A 25,041-nucleotide genomic window follows, 5' to 3' on the forward strand; every position below is an offset into this window, starting at 1 on the left:
TGGCCCAACAATAGGCGAAATCACGTTCGTCTTACTGGTTGTCCTCCTCCCAACCACAGTAGCCTATGAAGCCGCTCGTCGCTGGTGAACCACCTCGTTCAGTCCACACGCTCTACGTACTAGTCACGTCAGGAAGCATAGATTGATCTCGACCTCTGGAGGGACTGTCTATGATCTCCTCTATTAGTCCGCAAGGTCGTGGCTGCGCGCGCAGCGACCGTAGGGAGCGAGCACGGAGCGGAGGGTGGGGTGGCGGGGTCTGGGTCGGTCCGGCACACAGCAAAAAAAAGAAGAGTGCTCCGACTGGCTATGCTTCCCACCACCGACCGCGCTCTGGGAAGTGGATATCCGACCACCCAGTCAGCGCGATTGAGCACCGACCTTCGTACCAGTTTTTCGCTGCTGCCCGGAACCGCACTGTCTGGCCTTCCCGCACCACGGTTTGATTCGACCGTTCCCAGCAGGTGAACTTGATTTTCCCGCTGTCATCCGCTATCAGCCCGACTTGCTGAATCGCGCTACTGCTCGGTTCCCAAAGGGTCTGCACAGTTCCTTGAACTGTCACCTCACCGACCGGGACGTCCGGCACGTCCGCGATGGGCACGATCGCCCCCGGCGCCGCCTTCAACTCCTCAAGGGTCTCCAGCACCGCCTTCGTCACGTCCTCTCCGCGCTGCACCTTCTCGGCCAGTTGCTTCGCGACGACCGCTCTCGACCAGCCGCCCTGCACTTCATCGCTGATCCGCATCGCCTGCTTGTTCACCGCCGCGAGTTCCTCCTGCGTCAGCTTCTCTCGGGGATCCGTGCACTCCACCGGTTCGGGCTCGTCCCGGCCACACTGCTCGACGACGACCTCCCGCGTCCGCTTCGCGCGTCCCTCCTGCTGACTGAGTTCCGCCTGGGCACTGATGTGCTCCAGCTCGGCTTCCCGGGCCTCGATGCGCTCTTCCTGTTCGAGGGTCTTCCCGTACAGGTGATCCGGGCCTTCCTCGACCCGCGCGTCCGGATGGTTGGAATCGACCTTCGCCTGCACTTCCATGTCGACCGTCGCCCGGAACTCCGGGGTCTCGTCGACGACCTCGAATCCGTCCTCGTCGACCTCGACGTCATCGTGTTTCTCGAAAGCCTGTTCATCGACCGAAACTACTTCACTGGAGACGTTCTTACTTGACATTGGAACTCACCGGTTCCTGAAGGCGCTCACGCGCCCGACACCGCGATGCTACAACATCGCGGATTTCCTCGACGACAACAACCGACAGACTCGTCTGCGCGCTCTCGCTCGCGCCTTCGCGAGCGCCCTCCTGGGCGCGAGCGAGAGCGCGCCCGAGGCGGACGACCATCCAGCACCGCGCGCCGACCCGCCCGGAGCGAGCGGCCAGCGGGATATGCCCGCTCGTGTCCGGCCCGATGTGCGGGTCCGTGTCCAGGGCGACTGTCGCCGAGAACGCGCGCCGCGGTGTGGCGCGCGACAGCGCAGGCGGCACAAAGCGCTGGAACGCGAAAGCCCGCAAGGGGCGCAACCGACGGGGATACCCGCTGGCGCCGAGGGCACATCCATTTTAGCCCGGAACGGGCGCGGGCGGTGCGGAGAGCGCCCGCATGCCCGGAATGGTCGGTCGCGAGCGACGCGGAGGGCGGAACGCGGCGAGCGGGGCGGGCCATAACGGACACACCTGTCTAGCCGGCCGCGACACTCGGCGATCCAGCTACCGTCCTGGTGGACTCAGAAAGGGCGAGGCCGCCTCGGCCGTCCCCCGACCCCGCAAGCACCGCAGGCACGAGGCGCGCAGCAGTGGTCGCGGGATGCCGAGCGGCCGAGGGCTTTCAGAAACTGTATTTCAATCGTCGTGCTGCGCGTTCAATTCTGTCAGGAACTGGCCGGCTGCTGTCCCGATACGAACACCGTCGACGTTACGCATCTCGAGGTCATGCGTGGCAGTCCGAAAGGGGTGGTGGTCGACGAGGACGCGGTGAACGACGGTGCGGATGGGATCGGTCCCGTACCTGTCGACGACAGTCGCTATCATCTCGTCGAGATGTGCATCCCGGTGCTCCGTCCGGGGATGCTGTGCGCGCTCGAGGATGAGTTTGACCACGTCGTCAACTGATGCGTGCTCGGGATTCTTCGTTCGTTCACGAACGTCGTAGAGAGCGTCGTTATCGGGCATTTCTGTTCACTTCGAAGGATCCTCCACGGTGTTAGGTCCCCTCGAGCAACGAGCGAGCTCGCTGCACGTAACTGTTCGCGCCCCAGCTACGGGCGTCACTGATCGCATCGAGGAGCAGCCGCGCATCGGCAGCTGATAGGTGTTCAGTTCGAACGAGAACTGAGAGTAGCGTCGGTGTCGTGACGAGCCTGGTATCAGCGAGGGAGGCGTGGATCAAGCCAAGTTGGTTGAACTCGTCACAGAGGAAGAGCGCAGCGTCGAGATCGTTCGCGAGGGTGACAGCCGCGTTTTCACCGTCATCGAGCGGAAACTCGGCATCGAGGTCGACCGACTGTGTCGTGAATGACTCCGTTTGATCGAGGACGGCGGACGCGGCGTGTCCATGGACGTCCTCGTAGGATGCAATCTCTCGAAGTTCATCGATGACCGCCGTTGGGACGACGACCTCGTACCGGGAGAGACAGAGTGCGAGTGGATCGGGATCGTCGTCAGTAACGATCCCGAGACTCACGAGGGCGGAGGCGTCTGCGATAAGCCGCGACATCTAAGCGTCGGCGACCTCGTCGATGAAGTCCTCGTCCAACTGCTGTTTCAACACTCGGAGGTTTGCCGCCTCCTCGGCGCCGACGAGCGCTTTGAGTTGATCGAAGGCAATCTCATCGTCGTAATAGGCGGCAGCGATCTCCTGGGTGAGTGCGTCGTCATGAGCGGCGTCTTGGAGGTACTCCCGAAGCGCGGTCACGAGGATATCTGTTCAGTCTTCCCCGAGGACTGCGGCCAGTGCGTCGGCCCGGTCGATGAGCCGATCGGGGGCCCGAAACTGCACGCGCTTCTTATCGGTGCTCATGATGTGTGCATTGTGAGCCAACGCACTTAGCCGTTTTCGTGTGTACGATGTGAGCCTCACTCGGCTAAGCGTCACTCGGCAACGAGGTGCTCCGTGAGGTCACGCGTCCAGTACGTCGCGAGCCCACCAGGGCTACAGCGAGCACACAGTTGGAGCGGCCCCTCGAGATGGCCGAGTTCGACGCGGAACCGGGTAAGTGCCGCGAGGGCGTCGACGACCAGTCCGCACCCGTCGCAGGCGTGGTGGTCGCGCTCGTCGGGATCCGACCGCGTCTGGGTGGCGCAGTCGACACAGATTGGGTGCGTCACCCGTTCGTCTTTCCCCCACGTATGCGCCTCGCCCATCTCTGCACCGGGCGGTGAATCGCAGAACGCACACCCAGAAAGCGTCTGTTGCATCAGTTGTCCTCCACGTCGACGTCGGTGGCGGCTTGCCAGCCACGATGGAACACGGCGAGCTGGGTGATCGACTCGAAGGGCTTGCTACTGGGCTCGTGGACGAGAATGCGTTGGTCAGGGATCGGCGTCACCACATCGTCCTCGACGAGGTCACCAACGAGACGGCGGGCAGTCGCCTCGTCGATGTCCGCCGTCGCGACCCGGGACGCATCCCGGTCCTGTGCAACGAGTTCGGTTTCGAGCCGGTCGTAGTCGCTTGTCGTGTCGTCGATGGTATCTTGACCAGACATAGGAATCACGCTTCTGCACGCGCTTCGAGCGCGCCTCACGCCTCCTGGCGCCGATAGACACACCTGCGGTGCGGGCACGATGTCCTACGTCAGCGATCTGCCTTCAGCTAGCCTCGTTCCTGGTTGGAAGGGAGCAAGACGCTACTCCAACACCTACTGTGAGCCACCCCTTGCTGTCGGTCTGTTAGAGTGCGATCACGAGCCCGGTCACGAGTCCAAGTGCCAGCCACGTCGTCCGCGCTGCAAGGCGCTGCCAAACCCGCCTCCCCAGCTGGCGGAGTTGATCACGGAGGGCTGCCCGCCGTTCTGTTTCGAGGACCGCGACTTCATCGTAGTAGTCGCGGCGATCTGCGGGAAGCGTCCGGAGTGTCGTCTGGCACTCACTGCAGGTGTATTCGAACTCTGCACGGACATGCTGGCGGCGGAATTCTTGCTCGCCGCCCTCGTCGTAGCCTGTGATCTCGTACACGAGGAGTTTTGAGACGAAGCGACGGGCCCCGCACTCCGGACAGTGGTTCATTCTGAGCGTTGGTGTTCCATCCTCGCTGCTCGTATCGTCTGGCCAGGCTGTCTGTGGCTCTGTGTCCTCGGTCTCTCGGGGTGGGCTCGTGTGGTTTTCTGACGGCGATGCACTCGCTGTCTCGGAGTTATTGAACGTAGACATGGATTCACCTGTGACCGCGCTCAGCTGACACCAGGCTGGACACCACGACGGCTCTCGTGGTGATGCCCATCGGGCTGAGCGCCGTCACCCTTGGTCGGCGCGATAAACGCCACTGCGGGGGAGTCGCCTATTCGTCCCACAGTGCTGCAATCCGGTCTTCGACCTCGTCGAGGATCAGTTGCAGGACATCACGATGGTCGGTCGGCCACGAATCATCGTCACCGGGTGTCGGGGCGGTGGGTGGGGGATGGAAGTGGTCGCGCGTATTGTGGGGGTTCGGATGCTGATCCCATCGGCATTTCCAGGTGTGCTCCGAATGGACCTCTTGATAGTGGATTGTGAAGTCGTCGTTCGTGTACCAGTGGACAGTCAGGGTTGCGTCGTCGACGGACGCTGGGTAGTATGACGATGCAAAGACGACCTGAAGCTCGAGATGGCCCCTTGTATCCGTGATGGCCGCGTGGGAGACTTGTCCGGTGGCTTGGATCCGTGTCTGGTGGAATTCGAGGATGGGACGATCGATGGGGGCAGGGATCCCGTCATCGCCTGTCGGTGGCACCATCGAGCGGGCTACCCGGATGCCTGTTCGCGTTCGCTACCCGTGCGTTGCTGGCGCGCCCGTTCGTAGCGGTCACGCTCTTCGCGGGCGGTCGTCCAGTCGGCGAGGTCGCCGTACACGTCGTCGATGGTTCGCTCGTCGCTGCCCTCCGCGGCGGTGACAGCGTCGACGGCAGCCGGTGACGCAGCGTCGTACGCCTCCTCATACTCGGTGATGCGCGTCGTGAGTTCACGAACGCGATCCTGCAGGTCCTCGACGGAGTGGTCGGCTGCGAGCTGGTTGATGCGTCGCCACTCGAAGTACGCGTCATTGCGTTCGTACGTGGCTGGATGGCCATCGTGTCGGGTGACGATGCCGAGGTCGTCGAACCACCCCAGATACTTCCGGGCGGTCTTGGGGTCACAGTCGGCGCTGTCGGCGATCGCGCTCGCCGTCGTCGGCTCGCGGGTCTGTAGGATGGTGCCGTAGATGCGTTGTTCGACGTCGTCGCTGGCGAACGCATCCTCGAAGGGGGGCGGCCCATCGGCGGCGTCTGACTCGGACATATGTGGGCTTGTAGACTAGAGGATATAGTTCTTATTTCGAGGAATAGTTTCCTGAACCACAATATCCTGCGGTAGCCCCCATTTCACGGCGAGACTCAGCGTAGTTAACCAACAAGCAGCGTGATATAGCGAGCCTGTTGGTTAATCTTCTCAGCTCACGGAATCAGAGGCTCGAGGGAGGACTTCTCGGATAAAGGTGACGCGGCGCTACTACTCGGACTGGCCACCGAAGAATCGACTCAACATAGAGGGTGATTCTGAATCGTCATCGGTCTCTCTCGCAGTACCGGAGTCTTCCTCGTGAGACTGCGCAGTCTCCCGGTCACGGGTTGCGAGTTCGTCGGTGAGCCGCTCGACCTTTGCTTCAAGAGTCTCGATCCGCTCCGTCTTCTGTTCGAGTGTTGCCTCGAGTTCGTCGACGCGCTCGCTCAACAGTCGGTTTTTCTCCGCCAGATACGCACGACTCCGGTCTGCGTCGTCAGGAGTACCGCCAGCAGTGACCCCGCCAGGTGCGTCGTGGGAATCTGCGGCGTCGTCGCCGGCGTCCGGGTCGTAGAACTCCGAAGTAGTCGCAATCGCTCGCTCGATGGTTTTCTCCCCGTACGTCGACCCATCAGCGTAGTGGACCTCGTCCCACTTCTCCCGAAGCAATCCTGACTGGCGGAACAGGTGATCCATCTGCGTCTGGTCGCCGCCAGTCCAGAACGCCAGCAAACAACACAGCGCCATGTCGGCCTCGGACTGACTGTCGTAGCCGACCGTATTCCCGTTCCAGAGCCGCTCGAACTTCTCGCCGTTCGATGCGTTTCGCGCTTTCTCGAGGAGGTCCCCGTCTTCGAGGTCGACGTCAACGGCGGCTGCACCGGTCGTCGGTGACTCGTCGTCAGCGCCCTCATACTGCTTGGACTCGGGGGCCGTGTCACGCTCGGTGTCCTGAACGTACTCACGGTGAATCGCTGTGAGCGCGTCCTGCCGGCGTGCAACGCGAGTGGGTGTCCGGCCGACGTGGTCGCCAGTAACGGTGAAAAAACGTGCCGTGTCGTACAGTTCGACGCTCCCGCGCCGATTCCGCCCGTCGGGAAGTTCGCCGGTGATCAGGACGTGATAGCCGGTACCGGACGGTGACACCTCCGTATAGGAGTCGAGTCGTGCGATGATGTCCAGCGCCACGTCGTCGACGTCGCCGGCTTCAGGATCGCGGCAGTCGTCCAGATCCACGCCGACGATGGGATCGTCGTCAGTAAACACGAACCCGATGCCATCGGCGTGCTCTGTCTCGGTGTAGTCAAGTGCTGCTTCGAAACTCGCCCAGGTCTCCGACTCTGTTGATGACGCGAACCCCCCAGCCCCTGGCGTCACTGGGATCTTCGTCGGCTTGCCGTCCCGGTCCTCTTCCCGCCAGCACACCCACTGGTCGCGTTCGCGTAACGTCTCCGGAATCGCCTCCGGCTCGTTGACGATAGGGTCATTCATCCTCACGTAGCACCTCGCATGGCTCTCACTGGCTCTGAGCCAGAACAGAACTCTCCCTGCTCTATGTCTCGATCCAATCCCTTGGTCCCAACGGGGACCCCCCGTTCTATACTAGTTGGTTTTTGCCGTAACAGATCATCCAACTCCCCGAAATTCTGGGCTTGAGACACCAGAGACGTGCATACGGCAAAATCTCTCCAGAATGCTTGTGTTACGGCATTTCGGTTGATTGCCGTAACACCTCGCCGTCTGTTGATTTCGGTTCTGTAGAGACGATATGCCTCGATATTCTCGTAACGCGAGAAGCATTCCCCGTTATGCAAACTTGAATTTCTATTTACGATATATTTGGCGCTGAGTATGGATTGCATTGTATTCACCTCCAACTCTATTCTGATTTGAGTGCAAGCCCCTCGTAGTATCGAACAGAGTCGCCGTTCTCACTGTCTGTGTCCCGCTCGAACGTGACATAGTTCCCGAGGCGACGACCGAACCAGGGTTTGCTATCTGTATCAATCCCGTGAGCTTCAGCCCACTGTTCGTAGATTTCGTAGACCTCTCCGGCGGATACTCTGCTTTGCGGGTCTTCGACGAGGTGTGTCTCTGCGAATCGCTCAACAACCGCCTCTGGATCATCAGCAATATCGTCAATCAATGGCTGAGGCGCCTGTTGGATATGGTCAGCCTGTTGTCCCGCCGTTTCTTCGCCCTCACTTGTGGTGACGGTATCGAGTATGGTGTCCATTGAGTACGTACCGTCAGTATCGTACACGACCGGATTGCCTTCCTCAGGGAGAATGACGATAGCGTACGACGTGGGGCTATAATCGGGTGTCTGGAGTTCGGCTTCGGGGATGAATGGCTTCTTGACACGTACCCAGTCGTCCTCGAACGCCGATTTCGTCTCGTAGATGTGTTGCTCACCGTGCTCGTATACGATGTACTCGTCGGCAGCGTGATCGTAGCTGTAGATGGCCGGAACACGATCTTTCGAGAGTTTTCCAAGCGATGGGAGGCGGATGTGTTCCGTCCCGCTGGTATCATGAAGGACGATCTCGTCGCCATCACGCTGCCAGATGTTCTGGGTCCCGTTCTCGTCGTCGGTCGCCGGTCGCACGGCCGTCACTCCACCTTCTTCGGTCGCTCCGCCGTTGAACGTGAGATTCGAGTCAGTCGTGTAGAACCGTGTCTCACCATTCTGGAGGGTACGGACGGGTGGCGTGAGAATGCCGTCGACACGCTCGGCCCACTCAGTTTCGTCGTTTCCTGGGCGAACGACAAACAGCGGGATATCCCCTGCTTCTTGGGCCTTCCGGAGGTTCGTGAGCACCTTTGCGGGATTCTCGGGCGTCGTCGTCTCGACCTCGATGGCGAAGCGGTCGTCAACGTCGGGGTGACTCGCCCTCGCGTCAGGTTTCTCGCTGCCATCCTGTGCGAGGATCGAGACGGTGAAGCCGAGTGCGGTGAGCTCTTCTTCGATCTGGAGAAGTGCTGCGTCGTGGGCACTCCCACCAGCGGCCTGCACGCTACCAGTCTCGGGTGTCGAGACATCCTCTCCGGCTTCAGTGAGCCGGATGCGGAGCTCGTCAGCGTCGATATCGACGGTCGTATCGAGGTATCGTGATCGTTCTCGGATGTCCGCGAGTGCATCATACGATGGCGGCTCGACGTCGTCAAAGAGTCGTCTGAGTTCGTCGTCAACTGCTTCAACGGCCACCCAGCCGTTCTCCTCGCGGCAGCCCTCTCGAAGCTGCAGACTCCGAACCACCTTCGCAATCGCGACGTCCAGGTCGTCACTCCCGATATCGAGGACCTCGTGTACGTCGGTCGGTGTTCTCGTTGTTGAGGCGTCTGTTGCAGCCGGCACGCCGTGTTCGTCGCTGATGTCCTCGTGCATCGAGGAGAGCGTCTCAGTGAACTGCTCCTCTTCACGCTCAGTGAGCGGGGATTCACTCTCGGGGTGGCCCGGTGGAATCGGGAGTGGTTCGAGACTGAACGGGTACGGCCCCGTTTCACCGAACGTCGGGCTTGGCAGGCTGGCGATCCACTCTCCGCGCGGCAACGAACGAATTCGATTGGCGAAATCTGCAGGGTCCATCTCTTCGTGGGCCATCGCTCGCGCCAGTTCTCGGTCGACGTTGATTTTCCCGATGAGCGAACTGCCGATGTTGTTCAGGGCGTTCAGGTAGATTTTCCGCCCGCCTTCGGTCTCCATCTGTTCGGGGAACTGCATCGACAGGCCAACAGAGAGCCGGAATCCCCGGCCTTTCTCGAGGAGATCGTTCATGATGTCGGAGACCACGACCGACGCTGCCTCGTCGACGAGCAAGTTCACGACGTAGTCGTCCGGGTGCTGGGAGAGCGCCTGTTTGCGATCTTTGAGGGCTGCATCGAGATTGGTCAGGATCACACCGGTCATTATCCGGGCAGCGTCGTCGCGGAGGTCGCCGAGGTCGAAGAGGATGACCGTATCCTCGTCGAGAACATCCCGAAAGTCGAACTGGTTCTCGGTATTATTGAAAATCTGCCGCAGGTGCGTATCCTGTGAAATGTACGCAAGCCGGTTTCCGACACCGCCCATCACGTTCGCGAAGGTGTTCGGATCTAACTGGAGCTGCCGTCGAATCGTCCGCGTGACTTCCTCGTCGCTCGACCGTGGAGCGTCGCCGATGTTTTCGTTCGGTGGCCCGGCCTCCCAGAGCTGGTCGACGACGTGTTCGAGCTGTCGGTGGGCGAAGTAGTCCGTCGACGCTCGGTATAGCCCGTTCTCACGGCCGTATTCTTCGTCGAACAGTGCCTTGATGAGTGTCTTGATGAGAGTAGGGGCCACAGTCGCCCGCTCGTAGCGGTCGGTTCCTATCACGAGCTTCAAAATCTCTTCGTAGTGGTCGGCCTTCCGTTGGACGGCGTCTTCGCGGCGCCGTCCGCTCTCCATCGACGGTTCGAGATCGAAAAACGAGAACCCTGGGAGGACGTCCGGGATCGGGAAGTGGACGACGTTCTCTTCGAGGTCGGTCATTCCGAACCGACGCGCGTGAGCCCGCATGTAATTCTGGGCCATATCGTCGTTCTTCGGGATGATGAGGATCGTCGGCCCCTCGGTGTTGTCGTACAACGACAGCATATCGTTGATCAGGGCTTTCGACTTCCCAGAGCCGGTTGTTCCGAACCGGCCGTAATGTGTGGGCAGCAGTCGGGGCGGAATCTGTGTCGGCTCGTCTTCGGCCTCGCCGGTGTCGTCGAGGGCATACCCGATTGCCATCCCGTCGCGGAATTCACTCATGAGGTCCTGGTGGGGGCGTGGCAATGGATTCCGACTCTGCTGTTCCGCACGCGTCCCACGTGCCCCCTCGACAGTCAGCTGTTCCGAGGAGGGCACGAGTACGAAATTCGCGAGCTCTCGGCCACTCAGCACGAACTCCGGTCGGGTCTTCCCACGTCCGGTTGTGATCTCACGATCTAAGAGCCGCTGCAGCGCCGCTCGTGCATTCCGTTCTTTCGTGGCTGCCCGGAAGCCGCTGTCGCGTATCCGTTCGGCCTCCACCTCGTAATACGGCCCGTCGAGTGGATCGAAAACTGGCGCGAGTGACTGCAGGTGCTTGTCGAGCGCTTCACGCTCGCCGTCACTGGATGGAACGCTGAGTGCTCGAATATTCGCGGTGAACGAGCGCTTTGGGTTTTTGGCCTCGATGGCCCCGACGCGTTTTGCTTGTGGGCCACTCAACTCCTCCCGGCTTCGGTGGTCAGATTCGTCGTCAAACTGGAAGAGTGACCCGAAAACTCGCTGAGCCCAGGTATCCCGGCCATCGATGATGTCTTCCTTGCGAAGTTCGGCATCGCCCTGCCAGCTATCTCGCTGCTGGAAGACGACCTGGAACGCGATTGGCGCACTCGCCTCCGTCAAGTCATCGACGAGTGATGCGAGCGCACCGCCAGGCTGGTCGACAGCGTCGGGGCTATCGTCGACGTCGTCGGCAGTGAATGGCGAGAGTGAGGTCATCCAGTCCTGCTTTCGGGTCGCCGAGCCCTGCCACCGCACGCCGAGTGGGGAGACGGTATCGGTCGCTGGCCGGGCGAGTATCGTTCCCTCTGACGTCATCGTTGGTTTCGCTAGCGCCGTGAGTGGCTCATCCTCGAGAATCGCATCTGGTGGAGCGAGTTCGAGGGCAGTATCCCCAGCTTCGATGACGTGGTCGGCAGACAGGTCGGTGACCGTCCCTCCATCTGCAGCTGATTCAGCTTCCGTTAGTTCCGCTTGACTGTCGTCATCAGTCTCGAGCTCGTAGTGCTCGTCAGGGCCGAACTCGTACGTGAGCTCGCCCGACTCATAGTGCTCGACGAATGTCTCGCGGTCGAATTCGACAGGCTGTACGAGTCGGGATGCGACGTCGACCTCGGTACGCTCGATGTCGAACGTCTCGGGATAGATCGACCGGAGCCGTTTCTCCAGGGTATCCAGATGGTCGTCGGCACCGTAGTAGAATTCGACGGGGTCATCTTTCCCCTCGCTCAGCGCGAGGAATTCGAAGCGTAGCGGTGTGTCGCTATGTAGCGGATTGAGTTTGTCAGCTAGCCCTGTCGAGTCCGTTGAGGTCAGTTTGTGGAGGCTCTCCAGTGCCTGCGGCAGACGCTCCGGATTGAGTCGTTCGGAGGTTGGCGTCACGCGAAGGTACTCACGCATCGTCGTCACCTCCCGTTTCACCGCCATCAGTCTCTGTTGGCGTCCGCTCAGGTGTGTGGTGTCCGTTGTCGGTCGCTCGGCTTTCAATATCGTCTTGGAACGCCTGTACGTCCGCGTCTACAGCATTCTCGCCAGTTCCGGGGAGTGAGTCTCGCCGTTGCTCGGTTGGCTCGAAGTCGATGACCTGCTTCTCCTTGGGCATCGCTTTGACCTGGATGCCGCGCCACTCGCCGTCGACGCCCACGAGTGCCTCGGAGAAGCCGGCGTCCTCGTTGCCGGGTACGGCGTCTTGGACGAACCGCATCTGTGCGTAGTTCAGGCCGAACTCGTCGGCCCACTCCTTGTCCATCCCGTCGAGGCGGTGGAACTGCTTGACCGCACACTGGTCGAGAATTGCCTCGCTCTCGGCGTGCTCGAAGAACTCGTCGACGGTCTGGGTGACCAGCCGGATCGAGAGGTCGTGGTGGCGGTGATGCCGGAACACCGTTTCGAGGAACGCCAGGCTCGCGGCGTCCTGCATGATGTAGCGCGCCTCGTCGATGTAGAACACGACTTCTTTGTCCGAGACCTTCGCCCGCTCGTACACCAGCGAGATCAGCAACTGCATCGTCAGTGCTGTGCTGCTGTCAACGCTACCCTCCTGCTGAGCGAGGTCGAGGTAGATGACCTTCTCGTCCCGAATGTCGAAGTCGGACTCCTGGCCGAGATTCGCGTGGCGACCGTCGTCTTCGAAGGGGCGGAGCTGATCGAGCAGCCACGTCGCGTCCTCTTTGATCTTCCCTGCCTCTTCGTCGGATCGAACGACGAACTCCTCAGGGTCGTCGACCATGTCCTCGAAGACGTCCATCATATCGCGGATGGTCGGACTCGGATTGCTGTGCGTAGAGATGTCGTCGGTGATACCCTTCCGCTGGTAGGCACGTTTGAGGGCGAGTTCGAGCGTGGTGCGCCGATCTCCCAGTGAGATGCCCCGGAGGGCGAAGAAGTTCGTGAGGAAGCTCATCGCGTCGTCGAGCTTCTCGTTGAACGGGCTCGCGTCCTCGCCCATCGCCCGCTGGACGTGCTCGGGCGTCTCTCGAATTTCCAGCGGATTCAGCCCGAGCGTCCCACCGACGGTGATTCGCTTGGCGTCGAGCGCCTCTGAGACCCCCGCCCAGTTGTTCAACGGCTCGAGGATGATGCCGATACGGTCCTTGCTCTGCTCGATGGAGCGGATGAAGTTCTGCTTGGAGCTGAACGACTTCCCCGAACCCGTGTCGCCGACGGTGAACATCGCGTACCCGTTATCTCGGGCGAACGGGTCGATGACCACGGGGCTCTGGTTGTCCTTGTGAATCCCGAACTCGACGCCGCCCTCCTCGAGGATCGTCGCGTTGTGCGGCGAGGAGAGTAACGCACCGACGGCGCCACCGAGCGCAATCGATGTCCGGCCGAACTCGTTGTCGCCGATGGGCGCGGCGGACTGAAGGGCGAGGTCCTGCCGACAGATTGCGGTCTTCGGCGTGAGGTTCGCCGGGTCGTCGCGAAGCGCACTCTTGACCTTCTGGACAGCGTCTCTGAGGTCGTCTTTCTCGTCGGCCCGGACCGTGATGAACATCCCCTGGTCGAAGACGTTCGCGCCGTTCTCGACGGCCTTGTACGTCGCTGCGGCCTCGTTGGCGCGCTCTTGGAGATAGGCGCTCCGGATACTCTGTTCGAGGTCAGCATCGACCTGGAGGTCGTCCGCGATGTCTTGCAGTTCGTTCCGGGCCCGCTCCTGATTTTTCGGCGTGATGTGGGCCGTCAGATCGAACTGGACGTCGGTCATCTCGAAGAGGTCGCTCAGATACCCGTCGTTGGGATAGTCGGCATAGTTAGCGATATACAGCGTCGTCGTCCACTGCTCGCCGACCCGTGCGGCGCGCGTTTCCCACTCGACAGCTCCGGGCGCGGTGACGGTCTTGTGCGACTCGGAGATGTCGTCGAGGAGCTTGCGTTCGGCCTCGCCTTCTTCGAGTGTCTCCTCGTCGAGGACATCGGTAAAGTCCACGTCTGGTTCATCATCCGCAGTGAAGCGGTCCCAGAGGTACTTACTGCCGACGCCAAGGCCGAGACCCACCACAAGGGCAAGTACTGCACCCTCTGCTGGTGTCAGGTTCTGGAACCACTCGGCGACGGGGCCAAGCGCGTCACCACTTGCCTGGAGGATCACGTTACGCATCGTGTGGGTCCTCCCGGCGTGAGTGGCCGATGATCGATTGGTCGCGAACGGCACGTTCTGCCTCGTCGTAGTCGTGTTCGCGGCCGTTCCAAAAGTCCATATTCAGAACGAACAGCTCGACCGTGCTGAGTCGACGTGCGGACCACCCCGACGCCTGCTGGATGAACTCGGATCGCACGTCGTTGACGCGACTGTCGAGCTTCTCGAACATCTGCGCACGACGTTCGACGTCGGTAAGGTCCTCGCGGCGGGTGACGAACGGGTTGAACAGGAAGCCGATGACCGGGAACTGGGTCAGCTTCTCGGCGGGGGTGCCCTCGTCGCGGAAGCGGTCGTAGACCTCTATCGGGCTAACTTCAACGCCGATGTAGTACCGGACCTGCTGGATGCCCCGGTCACGCATCTCCTTCGGCCGTGTCTCCCGGTACTCTTCGAGGAGTTCCCGGAAAATCGGGTTCTCCGTGACGTCTTCGTCAGTGAGTCGATCCTCGATGGTCTCGGTGATCTGCTCGACCGGGAAGGAACGGGTTGTGGCGTGGAGTTTGAGCTTCGAGTCCAGCTCTTTGTTGGCGAACTCTTCGCCAGCGTCCTGGAGCTGCGCCCAGTCGTCGGACATCGCGAAGTCCATGTTGGCCGGATCGATCTCGATGAACGCCTCCATCGCGCCGTCTTCACGCTGGATGGCACCAGCGCCCGGCCACGCCCGCTTGATGTTCGTGAGGTCCTGTGTCCGCTCGTCCGGCTTGAACGGCGTGTAGTTCGCGAGTCCGCCTTCGTTCCGCTCTGTCTCGTTGGTACTCGTGTCGGCGTCGGCGGGCGCACTGAACGTGATCTGAGGTCGCTTGAGGTACCGATAGACGTCTTTGGTCCACGTCCAGGCGTTCAGGTGGGTTGGTGAGACGTAGATGACGGCGACGCCAAAGCTAAGCCCGCCAGCGACGAACGGGAGGGCAAGCGACTCGATCCCGGTGAGCCCCGCGATAAACAGCCCAATAATGGGGAAGGCGATGAGCATGCCAACGTCTCCTTCCTCGATATTGAGATACGGGATGCGACTCTCCTCGCCGAACTGATCCATGATGCGCCGTGCGGCCGCGTCTTGATCTGCTGACATTGTTAGTGGATTCCTCGATCAAACTCCATCCCATGGTCGTCACTCGCCGATTCCGCTGTCGCTCCACCAGGGTCATTCTCTGTTCGACGGTACGATGGCGTCCCGCCATCGTCTCCTCCATGCCCACCGCGGGCAGCCGCTTTTTGGGCGACAGCGTGGCCAGCGGCGGCTTTCGGCCCCCACCGAGCGGCGGTCGTCGCGACGCCGGCGCCACCGACGTAGGCTCCAGCGGCGACACCGCCGACGAGTGCTGCGCCTTTCGTCGCACCGCCGACGACTTTGGCCGTCAGCGGAGTCGCGTATTTGAACGTCTTCCACGTGATGTAAAGGGCGACCAGCGGGAGGGACGCAGCAACGAGATATTTGAGGAACGCTGTTCCTGGTGTGAGCGTCCCACCGCTGTAGATCAAGTCGTATCCCTTGAGGACCATCGCTGCGGGAAGCGGGAGGACAGCCAACGGGACAAACCGTTTGCAGAATCCCATTGCGATATCGGATACGACCGGAATATTTCCGTAGGCTAGTGCAAATGCAATCGGCATTCCGTACAGGTAGACATACAGCAGGATCATCCGGATGTAGAACAGCGCCTCCAACGCCCACATTGAGATTCCACCAATCACGGCGAACAATAGCCCCAGCCCTGGGTTTGTGATGGCTGCACCCAAGAACTGAAGCATTGCCGAGGCTACGGAGGAAAGCTCCGGCATCAGTGCAATGGTGAACCCGTCGACGAGGTAGAGCGTAAGAGTTCCAACCCAATACCACGTAATGATTAGAAAGGCCCCGACCCAGGCCGTCTTCTTCGTTTTTCGGGCTTCGTAGGTACTTCCAATATTGAAGATCCGAACCGTGTGACGGCCCTGAACACTCATTACAAGGAGCAAAAGGGCAATCAGCATGATTTCGCCGCCGATGAGAGCATCGTGAATCGCTGGCCAGGGTGCGTTGGTTGGTTCACCGAAGACAAATGCTCCGTTCGTCTCTGGGGTCGGGGTTCCGAACATCCCCTCAGTCAGAGTCTCATACCCCGACCTGAGACCGTCCATGAACAGCCCGATGAACCAATCAACGACGCCTTTGATACCCTCAAGGACGACGTCAATGAGATCAACCATCGTCAGGCCTCCGTGATCGTGACCTCACAGTCAGTCATCTCGTCAGACCCGGAATACTGGACATCGTAGGTACTCGTGACCCGATTGCCACTGACTTGAGTCTCGACGATAACCGTGAACTGCCCGCTGTTACCATCTGGGGAACACCCCATTCCGTCCTCACTCTCAGAACCGAACGGGAACGAATTACTGAACAGGTCGGCCGTCTCGCCAGGGGAGACTACTACCCGGTCGGTTTCGTGCATTCCACTGCCTCTGGGGTTCTCAATTGGATTGGGAACGTCCCCGGAGAAGATTAGTTCAGTTATCGCTTCCGGACCGCTTCCTGTGTTCTCTACCGTGACGAATGCCTCGCCATTCTTGATCCGGTCTGTCTCGCTCTCACCATAGACTTCGTCCCACGGCTTATCTGGGTTATTCCGATAGAGTCCGACATCCTGTATCTGCATCTCTGGACGGAGTTCAGTCGTGGTCTCAACTACTGTCTCCTCGCCTTTCAACGCGAGTACGCGATACTCACCGGGCGCATACGCGGTGCCAATCTCGAACGAGACCTGTTGAGCACCCGCGGCTACGTCACGCTTCCCGAATAGCTCGCCGTTCGGTTGGATGAGGTTGACTTGGTCGACGTCGGCCTCTTCGGAGAGTTCGACGACGAGTGTTGTCCCCTCGACAGCGATACGCGTGAGTGGGCCGTTGCCATCTGGAGAGGTCGTTCCGTCACCAGGCGTCCCAGAGCCGCCATTGTCGTTCAGACAGCCAGCGACGCTTACGAGCGCAGCACCTGCGACTGTTCGGAGGGCGGTTCGCCGACTGATGTGTGGATGGTTTTGAGTCATGGGCTATGGGTTTCGCTGGAAGATGTCTTCTGGACCGAGCATTCGGAGAAGTCGCTTGCCAGCGTAGAACATCACGAAGAACGGGATGAGCTGCCAGCCCACCTCGAAAATGAACGCGAACCAGCCGTCGATGGTGCCGAGCGGATGCCAGCGAGCAGTAGCCGTCGCACTCACATATGCGGGGTTGTGCCCGAGCCACGAACCCGGATGGTACCGTGCCGTGTAGATCCCCGGCTCGTCAATCGTCACGATCGCCACCCCGGAGGCGTTGGTCTCGATGCGTTGCTCCGCGACGGTGATGTACCCGTTGCGAGTGGTCCCGCCGATTGGATATCGTCGGTCGGGATCGCTGAGCACGATTGGTGCGCCGGTCTCGTTGTCTCGGAGCTCGATGCGGAGTGTGGCCTGGCTTTCGTTCTGCTGGAGCACCTCAACAGTCAGATTACTGCGCCGGAGCTGCCGTTCAGAACCAGCGTCAGGTGCCACAATCGAGGCGTTCACACCCCGCACGATCCCCGCTACTTGGAGGGCGTTGCGGTCGACGCTCTCCGCGCGAACCGCAACACCGTACGTCGTCGTGTACGACTGGTTGACGATGTCGATGTTGATGTTCTCGCCGAGCGTGCCGACGGGAGACGGTCGGTCAGTGCCCCAGGTGTCGATGATCTCTGGGCCATCGCGAACTGGTTCAGCACGCGGGCCGATTCGCGACGGGTACGCGTGAACATAGACAGGAATCGCATCCGACTCGACGGTGGAACTGTCGGTCCGGTTCGACCTGACGAGCGTACCCCAGTTGGTGTTCCGAGCGGTGTAGAACCGCCAGACGCCACGGACTCGTGCGTTTCCATTCTCCGTCAGCGTGTACCCCTGCCACGGTCTGGACTGGAAGATAGCAACACCGGCGTCACCATTGGGATACTCGGCGTAGTAGGGGTACGCCGAGAGGTCGTAGATCTCGACGGCGATCGAGTCGGAGACGTTGAGCGATTCGGTACGGTACGTGACCTCGACATCGGTCTCGTCGCCTCGGTCGATTCGCGTGGTCTTCTTCAGTCGGACGCTGATCTCGGCTTCAAGCGTGAGGTTTGCACTCCAGTCATCCTCGATCTGGTAGTCGAGGGCCGGCGTGTGCGAGCCGTCGCGCTCGACGATGGTTTCGCCGTCCTTCTGCAATCGAACCTCCTCGACCTCGCTGCTCGTGAGCGACCACTCGATCGTCGTGTTCCCCGAAGAGCTTCCGTTCGGGACGCGAACACGATAGTCAACGAACCCCCGCATCGTGCCGTTCGGCGCGATATAGAGCGGCGTTTCACCCGACTCCAAGTGACCTCGCGTCGACGGCTGCACTGCGAACCCCGTGGCGTGGGCGTCCTCGATGAACACCCCGTCTTCGAGCGACGCGTGGCGCGGATGCACGGACGTATCCGACCCACCGGCTTCGAGATCAGCGAAGTCGTTTCGCGTCCACGTTGCAGCTGTCGCCGGCGGGCGCGTGAACGTGATGTCCGTCCCGTTTGCGAGCTGGTGCATCGCGGTCCGGCTCTCGCCGTAGCGCTGCTGGTACTCCTCCTGGCTGATGTAGGTGTCCGCGTCGCGAGACCACAGCGTCGCGGATTCATTCTCAGTGAGCCCATTCCCCTCCGTACCTGGCCGTGGCGGGCTTGCAGTGACGAGACCCGTGACTAAACTCGTCACGAACAGGGCGGCCATGAGCACGGTGAGCTCTCGGTGTTGCATGGGGCTTTCGGCAGGGACGGGAAGCTGCCTACCAGGGGGCGAGATCGACGCACTGCGCCAGCGGGAGGTTCATCATCGATCCGGCGACTGTGTAGAGTGGCCCGAGGGCGACAAGGACGACCGCAGACTTCATCGCGGAGCGCTTGTGGCGCTTGAGGCCCTTCTTCTGGTCGGGCGTGATCGTGAACATCTCGATAAGGGAATCGGCCTGCCACACGACCGCGAGGCCAACAATCCCCAGCGCCGTGGTGAGCTGGAAGAAGCCCTCGATCATACCAGGGAGGTTGTCCGCACTGCAGACGGCGTTCGTCTGTGCAGCGGCGGGTTCCACAGCGAACAGGCTTAAGAAGACGATGACGAGTCCCGCCTGCTTAGGGAGCCTACTTGCTGCCGTCGACTGGCTTTCGGCGCGATTCGGAGTCGTTTCGGAGGGCGTGGTGTCCTGTGACATAGTGGGTTACTCCTCTGCGTCGTCGACGAGTGTCTTGAGATCGGCGTAGCGGTTGGTCTCGGCGACGATTTCGTCTTTGCTGTAGCCCTGTTCGCGGGCCCGTTCGAAAAGGTCTCGAAGCTCGTCGGGATCGACATCCCGAACCGCCATCTCTTCGCGGAGGGCGCGGCGATAGAGGGCCGAGGCGTTGATGTGGTCGTTCCACATCAGGTACAGCTCATCGATGTCTTCGATGGTGACTGACCGTGTAATCATGTGTGCGGGTTCAGGTATGCACCGATTAAACCGTGGTACACGTTGACGTGGTAGTTGTATGTGAGGTAAATACTTTCTGGCTACTGGGATAGATCCTGAATAGAACTCGATTACCATCCCGATCAGAAGACTCACCACTCAAGGACCGTATTAACCAACAGTGGTGCCACATCGATCTACGGTGTTGGTTAACCATGTCATGAAACGTCTGCGGCAATCCAGTTCGAGAACTGTGCGGTGCTGTACCCCCTCTCTACTGCGCTATTCGGTCACTTCGCTCCCTGCGTTGCTCCTTGAGGAAGAGAACTCAGCACCTCAATTCAGTTAAAATAATATTCCGTTAATCGGTTATTTCTGTATGAGTCTCGAGAGCATCACTCACCAACGGAGTACCTGCGGGCACCACCTATTTCATAATCCAGCAGCACTCAATTGTAAAACTGATGGGCACGGCCAGATACGACATCCATCCCCAATGGGACGACCCATCGGCGTATGGGGGTGAGTATCCACCGGATTGGGACGCCCGTCGTCGGACGGTCTACGAACGCGATGACTGGACGTGCACGAATTGTGGGCGCAAGAGCGGCCCTCACGCCGGCGACGATGGTGTTCGCCTCCACGCCCACCATATCGTCCCGCATTCGGCAGGCGGCTCAAATCGTCTTTCGAACTTGACGACACTCTGTGAACCCTGTCATGCCGAACTCCATGGGCATGACCTGTTCGAGACACCGCAGCAAAGCCGGCGATCGAGCAGCGCTCCGCATCGAAACGGTCCACCGCTCGTTCCTCGACTTCTCGCGTATCTTGCCCTCCTCGCCCTCGGAACCGTTGGTGGCGGGTTCGCCTACTCCTGGGCAATCATTCAATTGCTGACGATGTCGATGACATGGCAGACTCTCATCGCGGGTGGCGTGATGGGCGTGATTGTTGTCGTCGGTTACCATCTCCCGAAGGTAGTGGCCGGAAGTTCGCTCGGTGCCGGTCTCCTGTTCGGCGGAATCCAGTACTACGCAATCGGCTATCCGCTCGTCAAGACGGGTCTCGTGACCGGCGTTCTTTGGCTGCCGGCAGGCATCATTATCGGAGGCACTCTGCTCAAACGAAGCAACCCAACCATGACCAAGCTCTGATATGAGTGCAAAAGTGAAGCAGTATCTTCTCCAACTACTATCGAGTTGCCGTTCTCGATCGATAACAGATTCAGGCTCACTCGAGCAAGCCGAGCTCGGTGAGCTGGTCCTCGATCACCTCGAGGGCTTTTTCGGCATCCTCAATCCGTTTCCCACCTGTAATGACGAGCTTCCCGCTCCCGAACAGCAGTGCGACAACAGACGGCTCGTCGAGCCGGTAGACGAGACCAGGAAACTGCTCTGGTTCGTACTCGATGTGCTCGAGACCAAGGCCGATCGCAATCGCATTCAAATTGAGTGTGTGGTCGAGATCCGCACTCGAGACGATGTTTTGAATCTCAATCTCAGGTGAGTCATCGACCTGAATACCCACGCCCCGAAGTTCGTCGAAGACCTGTTCGAGCGCAGCCGTAACATCGGCGACGCTTTTGGCGCCGGTGCAGACGATCTTCCCCGAGCGGAAGATGAGGGCCGCGGCCTTGGGGTCCTGCATGCGATAGACGAGGCCGGGGAAGTGATCGGGGTCGTACTTGGTTGCCCGGAGGTCGTCTGCGAGGGTTTCGAGATCGAGTTCCTGGCCAATACCGGTCGATGCGACCACGTTCTCGACCTGAATCGACTCTGTGAGCGTACCCATATCACTACATAGTTCACACGCCGCTCTTAAAGACCGGTCGCACTATCGAGAATGCGCCCCGGGTATTGGCGCTGGCCGCGTTAGAGGTCGCGAGGCTGGACCGTCTTCCGGTCGTTGGCCTCAGCCCGCTTCGCGGCGTCGTCGAGCAGGTCAGCAACTTCCTCGTCGAGGGCGTCGTAGAAATCGGCCGAGACGTTGTGGTCGTTGAGCGCTTCTTTCACGGCTGATTTGACGATCAGGTCTGCCATACGCAGCGACATTTCTCCCGTCCTCTGTATAAACATACAGGTATCTGATTCGGTGTCTGTGGGGTTGTATTGCCCTCTGAGGGGGAACAGACGTATGCGATAGCGCTTCGTATCAGTGAGCAGGACGATGTACGACCTGACCGGCTTCCAGCGCGACCTCCTGTACGTTATCGCCGGCCTCTAAGATTCTCACGGCCTCGCTATCAAGCAGGAACTCGAAGACTACTACCAGAACGAGATCCATCACGGGCGACTTTACCCGAATCTCGATACGCTCGTCAAGAAAGGCGAGAAAGACCGACGGACGAACGTCTAGACGCTCACGCGGCGCGGCCGCCGTGAAATCGAAGCCCGCCGTGAGTGGGAACGTCAGTACATCGAGATTGGTGAGTCTGCGCCTGCGTAGGTTCTCTCGTACAGATCAGCTACCCCATTGTCTATGAATCATCTGAAAATCCGCGATGGGCGTGATTTCCATCTCGGATGATGTCGGTAGTAGCTCTCCTCTTCGGGAGCGACGTACGTCAGCGATTCGCCGTGAGGCGGCCACGGCGGCGTTCGAATTCTTCGTCGTCGATCTCACCGCGGGCGTACTGCTCACGGAGAGCCACGAGCGCTCTATCCTCAGCGGGTCCATCAGTCTGAGATCGAGCCACCAGCCAGTAGACGAGGTAGATGGGAAGACCGATGATGAGGGCCATCCAGAGGAGGCCGAACAGCATCATCCCCCATCCCCATAGTCCCCAGCCGGTCATGTGTCCGTCGTCCCACATTCCGTAGTGCCAATCCCACATCACCGCGTCCGGGACGGCTGCGTGCGTCAGGGCCATACCCCCGATAACCGCGACCGTCAGCGCACCGACGACGATCAGTCCGAGGGATCGAGTACCGCGTGGTTGAATTGAGTTTGTCATGTGTATCTCTCCTGAAATGGTTCGGCGTGGGTTAGCCGAGGATGTACTCGAGGACGGGGTAGCGCTCGACGAGCGCCTCGCCGCCGACCTCGTACTGTTCGATGTACTGGTCGAGCCCGAGGATGCGGCCCGCACCGAACGCCGCAACCGCGAGGAACACGAGCATGTACGCGAAGTCACCGTTGATGACGCCGTGGGCGATGTCCCAGTTCCCGAAGTAGAACATGAGCATCATGAGCGCGCCGAAGAACGCCGCGAGGCGGACGACGGCACCGACGAGCAGTCCGAGACCGATGAACAGCTCGCCCCACGGGACAGCGACGTTCGCGAACTCGACGAACCACGGGGTCGACCCCATCCACGCGAACATACCCGCGAGGGGGTTGCCGTTGGTCGCCGCGACGTTCGCCAGATAGCCACCCGCCGAGAACGGCTCGGCGGCCACGATCTTCGTGAATCCCGAGTACGCAAACGCGTAGCCCATCATGAGCCGTAGCGCGAGCACGAACCAGGCGCTCAGGCTGTGGACACGACCACCGATGGTCAGTCCGCCGACCTTGCTCTCTAGCTGGTTGACTCCAGAGGGAATCGTAGACATTGTTACTTCACCGAGTGAGTGTAGGCAGGGAGAGACGATATACCGGTGAGCCAGTGTTCTGAGTCAGAAAACCGGGCGGCTATTTTACCCCACTAGGACGAGTATGCGAGTGTGACTGAGGAGTTGAGCCCACCAGCCGTCTTTGCCACACTCGACGACGAGTACGCTCGCGATATTCTCGTGGCGACGAACACGGACCGACTCTCTGCAAAAGAACTCAGCGAGGAATGCGATATGTCACGCCCAACCGTCTCTCGTCGCGTCAACACACTCGTCGAGCAAGGACTTCTCGAAGAGTACACGCACGTCGATCCCGCTGGTCGGCACTATCGGGAGTATGAGGCACGTCTCGAACGTATCGAAGTCCTCCTCCAAGACGAGGGGTTTGACATCCAGATCGATGTCCGGCCGAATCCCGCGGACCGGATCACCTCCATCTTTGAAAACATGCGGGGAGACTGATTCATGGAACACACATTATTCGTCATCGCCAAGTTGTTCATGACCGCGTTGGCTCTGGTTATCGCGTACCAAGCCTATCGCGGCTACCAACGCCACGGAACACAGCTGATGCTCTACGTCGCCCTTGGGTTCGCACTAATTGGCCTCGGTGGACTCCTCGAAGGAGTTCTATTCGAACTGCTCCAGGTATCGATCTTCCAGGCGGGTCTCGTGGCTGCACTAGTCGCGGCGGCGGGAATGCTTTCCATCCTGTATGCGCTCTATGCGCCGAATCCCTGAATATCCCACTCGACAAAGTGTTTTGGTATGTCCTCATCTGACTTCCCTCTGGGATACGTCAAGTTCGACGATGTTCGAGAGTCGCTCCCAGAATCGACACCCATTCAGGTGTCAGAATCAGTCACACTGGAGACACTGCATCTTCCTGGTCCAGACCCAACAATCGTATTTGTCCACGGTGGTCTCGGGTCACTTCGGAACCCGTATCCACAGCTTGGCGCTTTTAAAGGGAGCCACAAACTAGTCACGTACGCGCTCGCCGGCAACGGAGAATCGACCACACGCCAAGAGCAGACCCTTTCGGGACATGTTTCCGATCTCGCGAATCTCCTCGATGAACTCGACATCGAGTGCCCTATCGTCCACGGCCACAGTTATGGTACCGCCCTCGCAATCGAGTACGCGAAGCGCAACCCGACGGCCGGGCTCGTTTTGCATGCTGGGGGTGACCACGACCTAACACCCACGTGGGAGAAACCGCTCTTACGACTGTTTCTCGCACTCCAACTCTACAAGATTCCCGCGAACGACGCGCTCATACGGCAGTTAGCCTACATCGTAGGCTTCCACGAAGGGACGTCATGTGCCGTTGTCGAAGATTTCCTGCAATCGAACCCACTTCCCCACCGTCGCTCAGCGTGGACGACTGTCACCGAGGCCTTCTGGGGGTACGACGGTCGCCCCGATATTGAGCGAGTCGATGCCCCAACGCTCGTCATCCACGGACCAGCCGACGGTATTGTTCCCATCGAGGGGGCACGCGGAACCGCGAGGCGGATTCCCGAGAGCGTTTTCTGCAGGCTACAGCGTACCGGTCACGTCGCTATGATTGAGCGCCCGAATGCGTATAACAGTCTGCTTGAAGCACTCATCAAGACGGTTCGAGAGGACCGGGATTTGGAAATGACGGTTCGAGAATCGGTCGACGAAAACGGTAGCGAAGTATCCGAAGTTCGCTAAGGAATCACGATCGTTCTGCAGCTTTATTCGCCCGTTCGAGATCGAACTGAAGGTCGGTATCGTCCTCGAGACCGACGCTCAGCAATTCCGGGTCGGCGACCGTCTGGTTGAACTCACCGACGGCGCGGCCGTAGTGCAAGCGCGGTACCATTACGCCACTCGCATCACAGAGGTGGGGTCGTGGCTCGTCGACGAATCGCTTCGGGTGCTCTTCGAAGAAATCACGACAGTCGGACGAACAGAAGTAGAACGTCGTCCCCTCGAAATCGGCGGTGATTTCGCTTGAGTCGCTGGCTTCCATACCGCAGACCGGCTCAACTGGTATACTGGCAGTACGCCTCGCCCTTCCATAAACGTCAGTCGGCCATTTGCTACTGTGCGTAGGCTCCCTACTCGGTGTATACTGCGGGCTGTTTCTCGAAGCGCTGTCGACATTCTTCGCTACAGAGATAGTACGTCACC

Annotated in this window: 27 protein-coding genes and 2 pseudogenes; 5 read left to right on the plus strand and 24 right to left on the minus strand. The window is 60.1% G+C overall.

Features of this window, described 5'->3' with window-relative positions; translation table 11 throughout:
• Positions 1-307: 307 nt before the first annotated feature.
• From EGH23_RS16875 to EGH23_RS16965, 19 genes and pseudogenes are all read right to left on the minus strand, one after another.
• A complete protein-coding gene (locus EGH23_RS16875) occupies positions 308-1,174 on the minus strand; it encodes a DNA-binding protein (RefSeq protein WP_220581157.1) in 867 nt (288 codons plus the stop codon).
• Positions 1,164-1,487 (minus strand): hypothetical protein, encoded by a 324-nt coding sequence (locus EGH23_RS16880; RefSeq protein WP_220581158.1) that lies wholly within the window; start codon positions 1,485-1,487, stop codon positions 1,164-1,166. The genes EGH23_RS16875 and EGH23_RS16880 overlap by 11 nt, the downstream gene beginning before the upstream one ends.
• 354 nt (positions 1,488-1,841) lie before the next feature.
• The gene (locus EGH23_RS16885) at positions 1,842-2,171 is read right to left on the minus strand and encodes a DUF8158 family protein (protein ID WP_220581159.1); all 330 of its coding nucleotides are present in this window, start codon (positions 2,169-2,171) and stop codon (positions 1,842-1,844) included.
• A gap of 31 nt (positions 2,172-2,202) precedes the next feature.
• Entirely contained in the window at positions 2,203-2,715 is a 513-nt protein-coding gene (locus EGH23_RS16890) for a PIN domain-containing protein (protein ID WP_220581160.1), read from the minus strand.
• A pseudogene (locus EGH23_RS16895) lies at positions 2,716-3,018 on the minus strand (hypothetical protein).
• Between the two features lie 71 nt (positions 3,019-3,089).
• Positions 3,090-3,416, minus strand: coding sequence for a DUF7558 family protein (locus tag EGH23_RS16900; RefSeq protein ID WP_092635683.1), 327 nt, complete (start codon positions 3,414-3,416; stop codon positions 3,090-3,092).
• Complete coding sequence (locus EGH23_RS16905; protein WP_220581161.1) at positions 3,416-3,706, minus strand: DUF8069 family protein; 291 nt, start codon at positions 3,704-3,706, stop codon at positions 3,416-3,418. Before EGH23_RS16905 ends, EGH23_RS16900 begins: the two co-directional genes overlap by 1 nt.
• Before the next feature lie 184 nt (positions 3,707-3,890).
• Positions 3,891-4,226, minus strand: a complete 336-nt coding sequence (locus EGH23_RS16910) for a hypothetical protein (protein WP_220581162.1) — start codon at positions 4,224-4,226, stop codon at positions 3,891-3,893.
• A 271-nt stretch (positions 4,227-4,497) separates the two neighbouring features.
• Positions 4,498-4,932, minus strand: a complete 435-nt coding sequence (locus tag EGH23_RS16915) for a toxin-antitoxin system TumE family protein (RefSeq protein ID WP_220581163.1) — start codon at positions 4,930-4,932, stop codon at positions 4,498-4,500.
• Between the two features lie 8 nt (positions 4,933-4,940).
• Entirely contained in the window at positions 4,941-5,474 is a 534-nt protein-coding gene (locus tag EGH23_RS16920) for a DUF7342 family protein (protein WP_220581164.1), read from the minus strand.
• A gap of 210 nt (positions 5,475-5,684) precedes the next feature.
• Entirely contained in the window at positions 5,685-6,947 is a 1,263-nt protein-coding gene (locus EGH23_RS16925; protein WP_220581165.1) for a phage NrS-1 polymerase family protein, read from the minus strand.
• Between the two features lie 388 nt (positions 6,948-7,335).
• Entirely contained in the window at positions 7,336-11,655 is a 4,320-nt protein-coding gene (locus EGH23_RS16930; protein WP_220581166.1) for a type IV secretory system conjugative DNA transfer family protein, read from the minus strand.
• Positions 11,621-13,828 carry a VirB4 family type IV secretion system protein gene (locus EGH23_RS16935; protein ID WP_220581167.1) on the minus strand — a complete coding sequence of 736 codons (2,208 nt, stop codon included), beginning with the start codon at positions 13,826-13,828 and terminating at the stop codon, positions 11,621-11,623. Before EGH23_RS16935 ends, EGH23_RS16930 begins: the two co-directional genes overlap by 35 nt.
• A complete protein-coding gene (locus tag EGH23_RS16940) occupies positions 13,821-14,942 on the minus strand; it encodes a TraC-like domain-containing protein (RefSeq protein WP_220581168.1) in 1,122 nt (373 codons plus the stop codon). The genes EGH23_RS16935 and EGH23_RS16940 overlap by 8 nt, the downstream gene beginning before the upstream one ends.
• Before the next feature lie 2 nt (positions 14,943-14,944).
• On the minus strand, positions 14,945-16,060 hold the full coding sequence (locus EGH23_RS16945; RefSeq protein ID WP_220581169.1) for a TrbL/VirB6 family protein: 1,116 nt from the start codon (positions 16,058-16,060) through the stop codon (positions 14,945-14,947).
• A 2-nt stretch (positions 16,061-16,062) separates the two neighbouring features.
• Positions 16,063-16,899, minus strand: a complete 837-nt coding sequence (locus EGH23_RS27230) for a hypothetical protein (protein ID WP_220581170.1) — start codon at positions 16,897-16,899, stop codon at positions 16,063-16,065.
• 3 nt (positions 16,900-16,902) lie between these two features.
• Positions 16,903-18,639, minus strand: a complete 1,737-nt coding sequence (locus EGH23_RS16955; RefSeq protein ID WP_220581171.1) for a DUF8186 domain-containing protein — start codon at positions 18,637-18,639, stop codon at positions 16,903-16,905.
• A 28-nt stretch (positions 18,640-18,667) separates the two neighbouring features.
• Positions 18,668-19,090 carry a DUF7985 family protein gene (locus tag EGH23_RS16960; RefSeq protein ID WP_220581172.1) on the minus strand — a complete coding sequence of 141 codons (423 nt, stop codon included), beginning with the start codon at positions 19,088-19,090 and terminating at the stop codon, positions 18,668-18,670.
• Positions 19,091-19,096: 6 nt separating this feature from the next.
• Positions 19,097-19,345, minus strand: coding sequence for a hypothetical protein (locus tag EGH23_RS16965; RefSeq protein WP_049983715.1), 249 nt, complete (start codon positions 19,343-19,345; stop codon positions 19,097-19,099).
• A gap of 443 nt (positions 19,346-19,788) precedes the next feature.
• On the opposite strand from EGH23_RS16965, the gene EGH23_RS16970 reads away from it, so the two are divergent.
• A complete protein-coding gene (locus tag EGH23_RS16970; RefSeq protein ID WP_144927670.1) occupies positions 19,789-20,481 on the plus strand; it encodes an HNH endonuclease in 693 nt (230 codons plus the stop codon).
• A 76-nt stretch (positions 20,482-20,557) separates the two neighbouring features.
• On the opposite strand, the gene EGH23_RS16975 is transcribed toward EGH23_RS16970, so the two are convergent.
• A complete protein-coding gene (locus tag EGH23_RS16975; RefSeq protein ID WP_220581173.1) occupies positions 20,558-21,118 on the minus strand; it encodes a TATA-box-binding protein in 561 nt (186 codons plus the stop codon).
• An 80-nt stretch (positions 21,119-21,198) separates the two neighbouring features.
• On the minus strand, positions 21,199-21,366 hold the full coding sequence (locus tag EGH23_RS16980; protein WP_119712803.1) for a DUF1931 domain-containing protein: 168 nt from the start codon (positions 21,364-21,366) through the stop codon (positions 21,199-21,201).
• A 127-nt stretch (positions 21,367-21,493) separates the two neighbouring features.
• Here EGH23_RS16980 and EGH23_RS16985 point away from each other — a divergent pair.
• Positions 21,494-21,772 (plus strand): annotated as a pseudogene (locus EGH23_RS16985) (helix-turn-helix transcriptional regulator).
• 118 nt (positions 21,773-21,890) lie between these two features.
• Here EGH23_RS16985 and EGH23_RS16990 read toward each other — a convergent pair.
• On the minus strand, positions 21,891-22,196 hold the full coding sequence (locus EGH23_RS16990; RefSeq protein WP_236044897.1) for an SHOCT domain-containing protein: 306 nt from the start codon (positions 22,194-22,196) through the stop codon (positions 21,891-21,893).
• Between the two features lie 115 nt (positions 22,197-22,311).
• Positions 22,312-22,878 (minus strand): DoxX family protein, encoded by a 567-nt coding sequence (locus EGH23_RS16995; protein WP_220581175.1) that lies wholly within the window; start codon positions 22,876-22,878, stop codon positions 22,312-22,314.
• A 111-nt stretch (positions 22,879-22,989) separates the two neighbouring features.
• On the opposite strand from EGH23_RS16995, the gene EGH23_RS17000 reads away from it, so the two are divergent.
• The 3 genes from EGH23_RS17000 to EGH23_RS17010 are packed head-to-tail and all read left to right on the plus strand — an operon-like array spanning position 22,990 to position 24,579.
• Positions 22,990-23,340, plus strand: coding sequence for an ArsR/SmtB family transcription factor (locus tag EGH23_RS17000; RefSeq protein WP_220581176.1), 351 nt, complete (start codon positions 22,990-22,992; stop codon positions 23,338-23,340).
• A 3-nt stretch (positions 23,341-23,343) separates the two neighbouring features.
• On the plus strand, positions 23,344-23,619 hold the full coding sequence (locus tag EGH23_RS17005; protein WP_211087819.1) for a DUF7521 family protein: 276 nt from the start codon (positions 23,344-23,346) through the stop codon (positions 23,617-23,619).
• Between the two features lie 27 nt (positions 23,620-23,646).
• Positions 23,647-24,579: an alpha/beta fold hydrolase gene (locus tag EGH23_RS17010; protein WP_220581177.1), complete on the plus strand. Its 933-nt coding sequence runs from the start codon at positions 23,647-23,649 to the stop codon at positions 24,577-24,579.
• A gap of 4 nt (positions 24,580-24,583) precedes the next feature.
• Here the strand turns inward: EGH23_RS17010 and EGH23_RS17015 are convergent, their stop codons facing one another.
• On the minus strand, positions 24,584-25,030 hold the full coding sequence (locus EGH23_RS17015) for a YHS domain-containing protein (RefSeq protein ID WP_328766311.1): 447 nt from the start codon (positions 25,028-25,030) through the stop codon (positions 24,584-24,586).
• Positions 25,031-25,041 lie beyond the last annotated feature (11 nt).

The organism is Haloarcula nitratireducens (genome assembly GCF_019599505.1).

Coding starts and splice junctions, on each gene's coding strand:
- EGH23_RS16925 (WP_220581165.1), bottom strand. CDS start 6,947: ATGAATGACCCTATCGTCAACGAGCCGGAGGCGATTCCGGAGACGTTA.
- EGH23_RS16940 (WP_220581168.1), bottom strand. CDS start 14,942: ATGTCAGCAGATCAAGACGCGGCCGCACGGCGCATCATGGATCAGTTC.
- EGH23_RS16900 (WP_092635683.1), bottom strand. CDS start 3,416: ATGCAACAGACGCTTTCTGGGTGTGCGTTCTGCGATTCACCGCCCGGT.
- EGH23_RS16935 (WP_220581167.1), bottom strand. CDS start 13,828: ATGCGTAACGTGATCCTCCAGGCAAGTGGTGACGCGCTTGGCCCCGTC.
- EGH23_RS16970 (WP_144927670.1), top strand. CDS start 19,789: ATGGGCACGGCCAGATACGACATCCATCCCCAATGGGACGACCCATCG.
- EGH23_RS16885 (WP_220581159.1), bottom strand. CDS start 2,171: ATGCCCGATAACGACGCTCTCTACGACGTTCGTGAACGAACGAAGAAT.
- EGH23_RS16955 (WP_220581171.1), bottom strand. CDS start 18,639: ATGCAACACCGAGAGCTCACCGTGCTCATGGCCGCCCTGTTCGTGACG.
- EGH23_RS16965 (WP_049983715.1), bottom strand. CDS start 19,345: ATGATTACACGGTCAGTCACCATCGAAGACATCGATGAGCTGTACCTG.
- EGH23_RS16905 (WP_220581161.1), bottom strand. CDS start 3,706: ATGTCTGGTCAAGATACCATCGACGACACGACAAGCGACTACGACCGG.
- EGH23_RS16910 (WP_220581162.1), bottom strand. CDS start 4,226: ATGAACCACTGTCCGGAGTGCGGGGCCCGTCGCTTCGTCTCAAAACTC.
- EGH23_RS17010 (WP_220581177.1), top strand. CDS start 23,647: ATGTCCTCATCTGACTTCCCTCTGGGATACGTCAAGTTCGACGATGTT.
- EGH23_RS16945 (WP_220581169.1), bottom strand. CDS start 16,060: ATGGTTGATCTCATTGACGTCGTCCTTGAGGGTATCAAAGGCGTCGTT.
- EGH23_RS16990 (WP_236044897.1), bottom strand. CDS start 22,196: ATGGCCCTGACGCACGCAGCCGTCCCGGACGCGGTGATGTGGGATTGG.
- EGH23_RS16960 (WP_220581172.1), bottom strand. CDS start 19,090: ATGTCACAGGACACCACGCCCTCCGAAACGACTCCGAATCGCGCCGAA.
- EGH23_RS16975 (WP_220581173.1), bottom strand. CDS start 21,118: ATGGGTACGCTCACAGAGTCGATTCAGGTCGAGAACGTGGTCGCATCG.
- EGH23_RS16995 (WP_220581175.1), bottom strand. CDS start 22,878: ATGTCTACGATTCCCTCTGGAGTCAACCAGCTAGAGAGCAAGGTCGGC.
- EGH23_RS17005 (WP_211087819.1), top strand. CDS start 23,344: ATGGAACACACATTATTCGTCATCGCCAAGTTGTTCATGACCGCGTTG.
- EGH23_RS16920 (WP_220581164.1), bottom strand. CDS start 5,474: ATGTCCGAGTCAGACGCCGCCGATGGGCCGCCCCCCTTCGAGGATGCG.
- EGH23_RS16875 (WP_220581157.1), bottom strand. CDS start 1,174: ATGTCAAGTAAGAACGTCTCCAGTGAAGTAGTTTCGGTCGATGAACAG.
- EGH23_RS16930 (WP_220581166.1), bottom strand. CDS start 11,655: ATGGCGGTGAAACGGGAGGTGACGACGATGCGTGAGTACCTTCGCGTG.
- EGH23_RS27230 (WP_220581170.1), bottom strand. CDS start 16,899: ATGACTCAAAACCATCCACACATCAGTCGGCGAACCGCCCTCCGAACA.
- EGH23_RS16890 (WP_220581160.1), bottom strand. CDS start 2,715: ATGTCGCGGCTTATCGCAGACGCCTCCGCCCTCGTGAGTCTCGGGATC.
- EGH23_RS16980 (WP_119712803.1), bottom strand. CDS start 21,366: ATGGCAGACCTGATCGTCAAATCAGCCGTGAAAGAAGCGCTCAACGAC.
- EGH23_RS16915 (WP_220581163.1), bottom strand. CDS start 4,932: ATGGTGCCACCGACAGGCGATGACGGGATCCCTGCCCCCATCGATCGT.